7 protein-coding genes are annotated in these 8,948 nt (G+C 55.0%); all 7 read left to right on the forward strand.

Going from position 1 to position 8,948, the window contains the following annotated elements:
• The first annotated feature begins 430 nt into the window (after nucleotides 1–430).
• The 7 genes from EJP87_RS10950 to EJP87_RS18920 all read left to right on the forward strand — a co-directional run bounded on the left by EJP87_RS10950 (nucleotide 431) and on the right by EJP87_RS18920 (nucleotide 8,839).
• Nucleotides 431–655, forward strand: a complete 225-nt coding sequence (locus EJP87_RS10950; protein ID WP_130471914.1) for an Rpn family recombination-promoting nuclease/putative transposase — start codon at nucleotides 431–433, stop codon at nucleotides 653–655.
• Between the two features lie 28 nt (nucleotides 656–683).
• Nucleotides 684–1,577: a tetratricopeptide repeat protein gene (locus EJP87_RS10955; RefSeq protein ID WP_130471915.1), complete on the forward strand. Its 894-nt coding sequence runs from the start codon at nucleotides 684–686 to the stop codon at nucleotides 1,575–1,577.
• A 366-nt stretch (nucleotides 1,578–1,943) separates the two neighbouring features.
• Nucleotides 1,944–2,156: a Sec-independent protein translocase subunit TatA gene (locus tag EJP87_RS10960; protein WP_130471916.1), complete on the forward strand. Its 213-nt coding sequence runs from the start codon at nucleotides 1,944–1,946 to the stop codon at nucleotides 2,154–2,156.
• Between the two features lie 34 nt (nucleotides 2,157–2,190).
• Nucleotides 2,191–2,643, forward strand: a complete 453-nt coding sequence (locus tag EJP87_RS10965) for a twin-arginine translocase TatA/TatE family subunit (protein WP_130471917.1) — start codon at nucleotides 2,191–2,193, stop codon at nucleotides 2,641–2,643.
• 9 nt (nucleotides 2,644–2,652) lie between these two features.
• A complete protein-coding gene (gene tatC / locus EJP87_RS10970) occupies nucleotides 2,653–3,414 on the forward strand; it encodes a twin-arginine translocase subunit TatC (protein WP_130471918.1) in 762 nt (253 codons plus the stop codon).
• Nucleotides 3,411–5,093, forward strand: coding sequence for a ribonuclease J (locus EJP87_RS10975; protein WP_130471919.1), 1,683 nt, complete (start codon nucleotides 3,411–3,413; stop codon nucleotides 5,091–5,093). Before tatC ends, EJP87_RS10975 begins: the two co-directional genes overlap by 4 nt.
• A gap of 5 nt (nucleotides 5,094–5,098) precedes the next feature.
• Nucleotides 5,099–8,839: a DNA translocase FtsK gene (locus EJP87_RS18920; protein ID WP_130471920.1), complete on the forward strand. Its 3,741-nt coding sequence runs from the start codon at nucleotides 5,099–5,101 to the stop codon at nucleotides 8,837–8,839.
• The last annotated feature ends 109 nt before the right edge of the window (nucleotides 8,840–8,948 follow it).

An 8,948-nucleotide genomic window follows, 5' to 3' on the forward strand; every position in this document is an offset into this window, starting at 1 on the left:
CACAGCTTGCTTCCATTAGGCGCTTAAGCCGACGCAAAGAGCGCGTCGGCTTGGTTTGAAAAGCGCGCCAAAGGCAAAAGATTAAAAGCAAAATCCCAGGGATTCCATCCCTGGACCCGGCCAGGGAGGTGCCCTCCCTGGACCCGCAATAGTTTTAGGTGGTGAATAGTTACGTGGCAACAGTGAGGAAATTTGCAAAGCGGACGCCCGACATGCACAGTTTTGCTTGTGGCAACAGTGAGGAAATTTGCAAATGCCATTGCCCTGCCTTTTTCTGTTAAGTTGTCTTGAAATGCCGAACAGGTGAAATGTGGCAAGAGAGCACCTGTTGTGCAGGGTACGGGCAGGGGCAGCGCTTTCGTACAGGAATGGGCAAAGCAATAGGGGAATTGTGCATGACAGGAGGGGGAGGATTTGTTACCCTGGAGGCATGAATGCGCTTCAACAACCCTATGATCGGCTATGCAAAGCCTTGTTGGCCAACCCAGAGAGTACAGGACTCTTGTTGCGGGAAAATTTGCCTGTGTTGGTGGTAAAGTGGCTTGCCGAAGAGCTGCCGGAGCTGGTTGAGGGCCGTTTTGTGAGCGAAGAGCTGTTTGCCTTGTTGTTTTCAAGAAGTGGCACATTGATATTCCAGTGTGTGTGGGTGAGGTAGAATGGTTTCGGCAGGTATGGGAGAGAGCATGACTGGAGCGGGATTGTTTGTGGCGCTGTTGTTGGTGACGCTGTTTTGGGTGTTGCAGCCGGTATTTAGCCGTGCGGGCAACCGGCCCTTATTGCCTGGTCTGGAAGAGGATCCGTTGTTGGAGTTGAGCCGACAGAAAGAGCGGTTGTTGCGCCAGCTCAAGGAGTGGCAACTGGAGGGCGCAGAAGAGGCTGGGGTGGCAGAGGTGCAGGCAACCTTGCAGCGGGAGTTGGCGGAGGTGATGCTGCGTTTGGATCGTATGGCTCCCATGGTCTCGTCCGAGACTGCTGCCGGGGAGGGGGGAGTGTCGGCTGGCGGCAAGGGGTTGGCGCTGCTGCTGGGAGGGGTGTTGTTGATTGTGTCGGTTGTTCTCTATTTATTGATGGGACGGCCGCCTGGTCTGTCTGCGCCGGTAAATGGCGGTGCGGCCAATCCAGCACAGATGGATCAGGGGACATTGCGTCAGGCGGTCGCACGTTTGGCACAGCGTTTGGAACAGGAGCCGGACAATCTGGCGGGATGGCTGCATTTGGCGCGCAGTCAGGCCACTTTGGATGATGAAGAGGGGGCAAAACGCTCCTACCGGCATGTTCTGGCGCGTCAGGCGGAGAATATAGAGGCGGCAGTTGGTTTGGCGGAGTTGTTGTTGCAGAGTGGCTTGGAGGAGCAGTTGCGGCAGGGAGCAGCGTTGTTGGAGGGGGTCTTGCGTCAAGATGACAAGCAGGCGGATGCGTTGTGGTTGTTGGGAGCATTGGCGGCGCGGGCAGGGGAGTATGGACGTGCTGTGGAGTATTGGCAGCGCTTATTGCCATTGTTAACAGAGGGTTCTGAGTCGCGTACCACTGTGGAGAATGCGTTGCGGGAGGCGCGCAGTCGTTTGCCGCGTCCATAGGGGGGGAGCTGTACAGGGCAAGCGCATTTGCCCATTTCCTCACTGTTGCCACAAGCGAAACTGTGTATGTCGGGCGTCCGCCCTCCCACAGAGTGCCTCTTCGGGGCACAAATCGGTGCGGCGTGCGCGAAAGCTTAAGCATTCGCTTTTGTGAAACGCCGCACATTACCAGCAGGGCTTTGCCCTGCACCCACCAGGAGGCGATAATCTCCTCCTGGACCTCCATAATAGTTTTCTGATGTGCAAATGCGATTGCCCTGGGAGCTGTATGGCGGGACTAGCGCCAGGGTGCACCATGATGTAGTATGACCTGTTCGGGGAAGAGGGAATACATTTAAGTATATCTAGCAAAAGGAGTGGAGGGATATGGGAATTTTTTCGGGATGGCATCTGTTTATCGTCCTGTTGATTGTTTTGGTGGTTTTTGGTGCCGGCAAACTGCCCAATGTGATGCGTGATTTGGGGCGTGGGGTGAAAAGTTTCAAAGAGGCGATGAGTGACAACAAGGAGGCAGAGGTTGCGGAACCGCAGCCGACGCCACGGCCCACGATTGAGGGTGAAGTGAAGAAAAACAGCTAATTGGTCATTAGCAACCGGGACGGGATAAACGAAGATGTTGGATATGGGATGGGCTGAGCTGCTGGTGATTGCCATTGTGGCGCTGTTTGCAGTAGGCCCGGAGAAGTTGCCGGAGGTAGCCCAAGGTTTGGCTCGTTTTATTCGGCAGATGCAACGCCTGGTCAGTGAGGTTCGGGAAGCGATTCATATGGAGGATTTTGACGCCCGAATTCGCGAAAGCAGTCGGAGCTATTCTCCTCCTGCGACCTATCCGGCAGAAACACCTGAGTCCACAGCGCCACTGGTGGAGAGTGAAGCGATTGAGTTGGCTCCCGCTGCTGGTTCGTATCATCCTCCGGCTGATGAGTTGGAGGTGACGATGGAGCCACGCGCAGTGGCGGATGCGGCAATGGCAGAGCTGCAGAGTGCGCCGGGAGAGGCGGGTATGACCAATACAGGTGCAGCGGCGCTGGCGAGCCATGGCTCTGCGCCGAGCGTGCAAGGGTAGAGGTTGGCCATGACTGAGAATCCTGATGCCAAAATGCCCTTGTTGGAACATTTGATCGAGTTGCGCAATCGGTTGATTATTTCCGTGTCGGCGGTGATGATAGGTTTTATTGTTTGTTATATCTTCTCTGAACCTATCTTTGATTTTTTGGTGCGACCATTGCGCAAGATTTTGGGGCCGGATGCGCGGATGATCTATACTGGCCTGCATGAAGCCTTTTTTACGTATATGAAGGTGGCTTTTTTTTCGGGATTATTTTTGGCAGTGCCGGTCATTTTGACCCAGTTTTGGCGTTTTGTTGCTCCTGGTTTGTATGAGGATGAACGGAAGGCTTTTTTGCCTTTTTTGCTGTTGACGCCGGTTCTCTTTTTTATTGGGGGAGGATTGGCTTATGAATTTGTTTTTCCTCTGGCTTTTCAATTTTTTCTCGGCTTTGCCACCCCGACGATTGAGGCGCTGCCCTCCATTTCCGCCTATTTAAGTTTGGTAATCACCTTGATTTTTGCCTTTGGTTTGGTGGCGGAGTTGCCGGTAGGTCTCTTGTTGCTGATCAAGGCGGATGTGGTATCGACCGCCTGGTTGGTGGATAAGCGCCGTTACAGCATTGTTGCGGTATTTATTGTGGCGGCGATTTTGACGCCGCCGGATCCTTTCAGCCAGATTTTTTTGGCCTTGCCGATGATGGCAATGTATGAAATCTCCATCCTGCTCGGACGCCGTATTGAACAAAAACGGGCCCAGTCCGAAGAAAACTCTAGGACAGACGATTGAGCGAATCCCCTTTGCAGGCGTTGCAGATTATCCCCCTGGGCGGTTTGGGGGAGATCGGTATGAATTTGATGGTGTATGGATATGCAGGTAAATTGCTGGTGGTGGATTGTGGGTTGGCTTTCCCCAATCCCGACACGCCAGGAGTGGACCTGATCATTCCCGATACCCGCTTTTTGGCAGAAAATCGTGAGCGCATCGTTGGCTTTGTGATGACCCACGGCCACGAAGATCATATCGGTGCCTTGCCCTATATCTGGCCGGATTTGGAAGGTCCGGTTTATGGCACTGCCATGACTTTAGGTATTTTGAAAGGCAAATTTCGCGAGCATGATCTGCTCAACCGGGTGCAGTGTGTGCAGGTCAATTATCGGCAGGCTTTTCAATTGGGCCCTTTTTCCATCCGTTTTATCCAGGTGACCCATTCCATTGTCGATAGCGCAGCCTTGGCGATTACCACCCCTTTGGGGACCATTGTTCATACGGGTGATTTTAAGATTGACCATACCCCGATTGGGGGGCGGGCGACCGATTTGCACTCCTTGGCCAATTTGGGGGAGCAGGGGGTATTGGCTTTGCTTTCCGACTCGACCAATATCAACCGGCCAGGGGTGACCATCTCCGAGCAGGCATTGAGCGCAGTATTTGACGAGATTTTTCCGCAGGCGCGGGGCTTGTTGGTGGTGGCAACCTTCTCCTCCAACATTGAGCGGATTCAGCAGATCATCGATGCGGCGATTCGGGTGGGGCGCAAGGTGGTTTTGAATGGTCGTTCGATGTTGGCCAATGTGGCGGTGGCGCGGGCCTTGGGCTATCTGACCATTCCTGGAGAGAGCCTGGTGGATCTGCGGGAGATGGGGCGTTATCAACGCGAGCAGTTGTTGGTGATCTCCACGGGCAGTCAGGGGGAGCCCAACTCTTCGTTGGTGCGCATTGCGGCGGGGGATCATCGGGAGATTGTGGTACAGGAGGGGGATATGGTGGTGCTATCCTCCAAATTTATCCCTGGCAACGAACGGACCATTTGGACACTCATCAACCATTTTGTGGGGATAGGTGTGCAGGTGGTGCACGAGAAAAACATGCCGGAGGTGCATGTTTCCGGGCATGCGCCGCGTGAGGATCTGAAGTTGATGTTGGCCTTGACCAAACCGCGCTTTTTTATTCCCATTCATGGCGAGACACGCCATTTGCGTAGCCATAGTCAGTTGGCGGTGCAGATGGGTGTGGCAGAAGAGCGCAGCGTGATGCTGGAGAATGGAGATCTGGCCGAGTTGGAGCAGGATTCGTTGCGTATAGTCGATAAAGTGGCGCATGGTCGGGTCTTTGTCGATGGCAAAGGGGTGGGCGATGTCGAAGATATTGTGCTGCGGGATCGTTTGCACTTGGCAGAAGATGGTTTGGTGGTGGTGGTATTGGTGGTGGACAAGGCGAGCAACAGCATCATTCAGCGTCCTGAGCTGTTGACGCGCGGGGTGCTCTATGAAGAGAGCAATCAGGATTTGTTGGCAGAGGCCAAGGATGCGGTAGAGAAGGCATTGCTGCTGGGGCCGAAGGCACTGGATTTTGCTGATGAAGAGGGGGCAGGGCACCGTGAAGTGGCGCAGAGGGCTTTGCGGCGTTTTTTCAAACGACGCTTGGGTCGGCGTCCTGCAGTCATTCCTCTGGTAATGGAGATGTAAAGAAGATGGCTGCGCGTCGCAAGCAGACTGAAGACAAAACGCCGGTCGTTTCCTGGTCCAAGTTGGTTTTGTTTGAAGCGCTTGGTATTGCGCTGATTGTGGTGGCAATCTTTATCCTTTTGACCTTGATCTCCTTTCATCCCGATGATCCTTCTTTCAATCAGACGGGTGGCGCGGTGGTACGCAATGCGGCGGGCATTTTTGGTGCCTATTTGTCGGAGGCGTTGCTGCAAATCTTTGGTTATGCTTCTGCTGGCATTGTGATTCTTTTTGGAATGGTAGGATTTTTACTGTTTCGCAACATCACCACCTTTTATTGGGATCGAATCGTCGCGATGATAGTGTTATTGCTGACGAGTGCGATTTTATTGGCCTTGATGTGGGAGAAGGGTTATCCGGGAGGTTTGCCGGCTGGACCGGGTGGACTATTTGGCATGATGGGCGCGGAGTTGTTGCGGCGCTGGTTGGGTCCGGTAGGGGTGATGGTGATTTTGCTGCCGGTGATTTTGCTGAGCTTGATGGTGGTAATACGTTTTTCATTGTGGAGTTATTTACTGCGCGTGCGCACTTTCTGGCAGGGCTGGCGGTCTGGTTCTGTGGAGCGGGAGGTGTTGCCGACGGCGATGGTGGAGCCGCAATTTGATCCGCTACCTGTAGCGCCTCGGAAGAGTGCGAAGAGGGAGGAGGCGCAAGAGCCGCGTGCGCAGGGAGCAGAGCGGGAGGTGATGGCGGAACACCAGCACGAGCAGCAGGCGGAAGTGGAAACGGAAGAGATGCGCAGAGAGAGAAAAAATTCTGGCCAAGTGCGGGAGGTGGCATCGGGACCGATGGCGGTTCGGCACAGTCGCTGGAAGCGGATGCGACCGCTGGTGATGTCGCAGTTGCGTCAAGGCTTGGAGGTTACAGAGCAGCGTTTGCGTCAAGCCTTTGCGGTGTTGCGGCAGCGTTTATCTGCTTTGGGGATGGCGGATGGCTTGGCGGGGCGATGGGGCAAAAAGGGGAGTGCTGAGGTTGGCAGCAAAGGTGTAGCAGAGGGGGCGGAGCATGGTGCGGAGCCCAATTTTTATGGCGGATCCTCTGCAGTACCGCGTGAATCCTCGGCAACTGCAGCGGAGAGGGGAGACTCGGTAGCCAGCGTGCCGGGTAAGCGCAAGCTGTCGATGTTGAGTCAGGCGGTTTTGGCGGCACATGGCGGTGAGAGGTTTAGTAGCGCCGCCAAGGAGTATGAGCAGGGGCCCACGACCACAGCAGCACCCATGACGCTGCGGCAGGAGAGCGAACTGCCAGCCATGGCGGTGGTGCAGGAGGTAGAACTGCCAGCCATGGCGGTGGTGCAGGAGGCAGAACTGCCAGCCATGGCGGTGGTGCGGGAAGAAGCAGAGTGGCATGGACATCGGCGAGAAGAGCCGATTTTTATCGAACCGCTGCTGGCGGCAAAAGAGAGCCCGGTGACCACGCTGCAGGAGCCTGTGCTGTATCAGGAGGTTGCCAGTGAAGAAGCCAAGCAGGAGCCTGCAGAGAGGGTGCCGCCTCCGCCGTTGACCAGCCCAGCAGTGGCTGAGCGGCGTGCAGAGGAGAAGGTGGCGGTGCGACCGCCGTTGACACTGGAGTTATGGCCAGAGAGTCCGGCAGTGAAGCCAACAGTTGTGCCGACCGTAGCCCCTTCGGTAACAGCAACGGCAGCCCCCTTGGTAACAGCAACGGCAGCCCCCTTGGTAACAGCAACGGCAGCCCCCTTGGTAACAGCAACGGCAGCAGCCTCGGTAGTTTCCCCAACTGCAGATGCGGAGAAAGAGGTGGCTACGCCAGCGCCAATGCCGGCAGCGATGTTTATACCAACAGCAGCTCCAGAGGTTGAGTCGACTCCGGTTGCAGAGTATGCCACTGAGTCGCTGCCAGAGCTGTCTGCAGAGCCTGAGTCAGACACTGCCAGCGCAAAGGTCGCAGAGATTGCTGCGGACTCCTCTCTGGAGCTCGCTGTGGATACGCCGCTATTGGTGCAAGAGGAAGGTATGGCAGAGCGTGCGCCTTTTGTGGAGAGGCAAGAGGAGGAGCTGGCGCCGCCGTTGCCAGAAGCAGGTGATTTGGTTGGTTTTTCAGCATTTTCAGCGCCTGCTTTTGATCGGCAGGAGTTGATTCGGGAGATGGATGCCGGATGGGAAGAGAGTGCAGAAGAGATTGAGGAAGGGGCTGAGGAAGAGACAGAGGAAGAGATAGTGGTTGCGGCAGCGGTTGTTGCGGAGCCGGAGCTGCCACCGTTATCGATTTTGGTGGATGGAGGACCGCAGCGGCATGCAGGCCCGGCACGGGAGGATTTGCAGCAGATAGCGCGGACTTTAGAGCAAAAGCTGGCCGATTTTAAGATCAAGGGTCAGATTGTCGATGTATTGCCTGGACCGGTGGTGACCACCTTTGAGTTGGATTTGGCGCCTGGAGTTCGGGCGGCCAAGGTGATTGGTCTGTCGGATGATTTGGCGCGTTCGATTTCGGTATCCTCGGTGCGTGTGGTGGGTAATGTACCGGGCAAAACGGTAATTGGCATTGAGATTCCCAACGAGGTTCGGCAGACGGTCTATTTGAAGGAGATTTTATCTTCCGACACCTTTCGCAAGGTAAACTCACCTTTGGCGGTTGCTTTGGGTTCGGACATCTTTGGCAATCCGGTAGTGGGCAATTTGGCCAAGATGCCGCATTTATTGGTGGCAGGTACCACTGGATCGGGCAAATCGGTAGCGGTGAATGCGATGATTTGTTCGATATTGTTTACGGCGACGCCGAAGCAGGTACGTTTTTTGATGGTTGATCCCAAGATGTTGGAGTTGTCGATATATGAAGGGATCCCGCATCTGTTGGCGCCGGTGGTAACCGATGTCGGCAAAGCGGCCAATTTGTTGAAGTGGGCGGTCAGCGAGATGGAAAATCGTTATCGTCTGATGTCCGAGTTGGGGGTACGCAATCTGGCTGGCTATAACGAGCGGATTTTGCAGTGTATTGAGCAGGATGAGCAACCGATGCGACGGGTCAAGATTGGTTTTGATCCCGAGACTGGGCGACCGGTGGAGCAGGAGGAGCCGATTCCGTTGGATACCAAGCCGTTGATCGTGATTGTGATTGACGAGCTGGCAGATTTGATGATTCAGGTTGGCAAGGAGGTAGAGCCAGCGATTGCCCGTTTGGCGCAGATGGCGCGGGCAGCCGGTTTGCATTTGGTATTGGCGACGCAGCGGCCTTCGGTGGATGTCATTACCGGCTTGATCAAGGCCAACTTTCCGACCCGTTTGGCCTTTCAGGTCTCCTCGAAGATTGATTCGCGGACTATTTTGGATGCCATGGGTGCGGATCGTCTGTTGGGGATGGGGGATGGATTATTCTTGCCGCCTGGCACCTCGCATTTGCAGCGTATTCATGCGCCGTTTGTTTCCGACCGCGAGGTGCATGATCTGGTCAGATATTTACGCTCTACGGGCAAGCCGGATTATGATCTATCGGTTTTGATTCAGCGTGGCGAGGGGGATGATGGTGAGGATGGGGGTTTTGCGGGTGGTGGGGAGGAGCAGGATGAGTTGTATGACCAAGCGGTGCGGATTATTGTACGCGAGCGCAAGGTCAGTACCAGCATGATTCAGCGCATTTTCAAGATTGGTTATAATCGTGCGGCGCGGATGGTGGAGCAGATGGAGTCGGAGGGGTTGATCAGCCCACCCAATGGAGCCGGCAAGCGCGAAGTGTTGGCTCCCGAAGGTTAACATTTACTTGAGATCAGGGCAATCGCATTTGAAAATCAGAAAATTATTATGGAGGTCCAGGAGGAGATTATCTCCTCTTGGTGGGTGCAGGGCAAAGCCCTGCTGGTAA

This window comes from Candidatus Magnetaquicoccus inordinatus (genome assembly GCF_004217665.1).
GTDB classification, from domain to species: domain Bacteria; phylum Pseudomonadota; class Magnetococcia; order Magnetococcales; family Magnetaquicoccaceae; genus Magnetaquicoccus; species Magnetaquicoccus inordinatus.

What these genes read in the sequence shown, in the direction of transcription:
- EJP87_RS10950 (WP_130471914.1), top strand. Translation starts at nt 431, where the DNA reads ATGAATGCGCTTCAACAACCCTATGATCGGCTATGCAAAGCCTTGTTG.
- EJP87_RS10955 (WP_130471915.1), top strand. Translation starts at nt 684, where the DNA reads ATGACTGGAGCGGGATTGTTTGTGGCGCTGTTGTTGGTGACGCTGTTT.
- EJP87_RS10960 (WP_130471916.1), top strand. Translation starts at nt 1,944, where the DNA reads ATGGGAATTTTTTCGGGATGGCATCTGTTTATCGTCCTGTTGATTGTT.
- EJP87_RS10965 (WP_130471917.1), top strand. Translation starts at nt 2,191, where the DNA reads ATGTTGGATATGGGATGGGCTGAGCTGCTGGTGATTGCCATTGTGGCG.
- tatC (WP_130471918.1), top strand. Translation starts at nt 2,653, where the DNA reads ATGACTGAGAATCCTGATGCCAAAATGCCCTTGTTGGAACATTTGATC.
- EJP87_RS18920 (WP_130471920.1), top strand. Translation starts at nt 5,099, where the DNA reads ATGGCTGCGCGTCGCAAGCAGACTGAAGACAAAACGCCGGTCGTTTCC.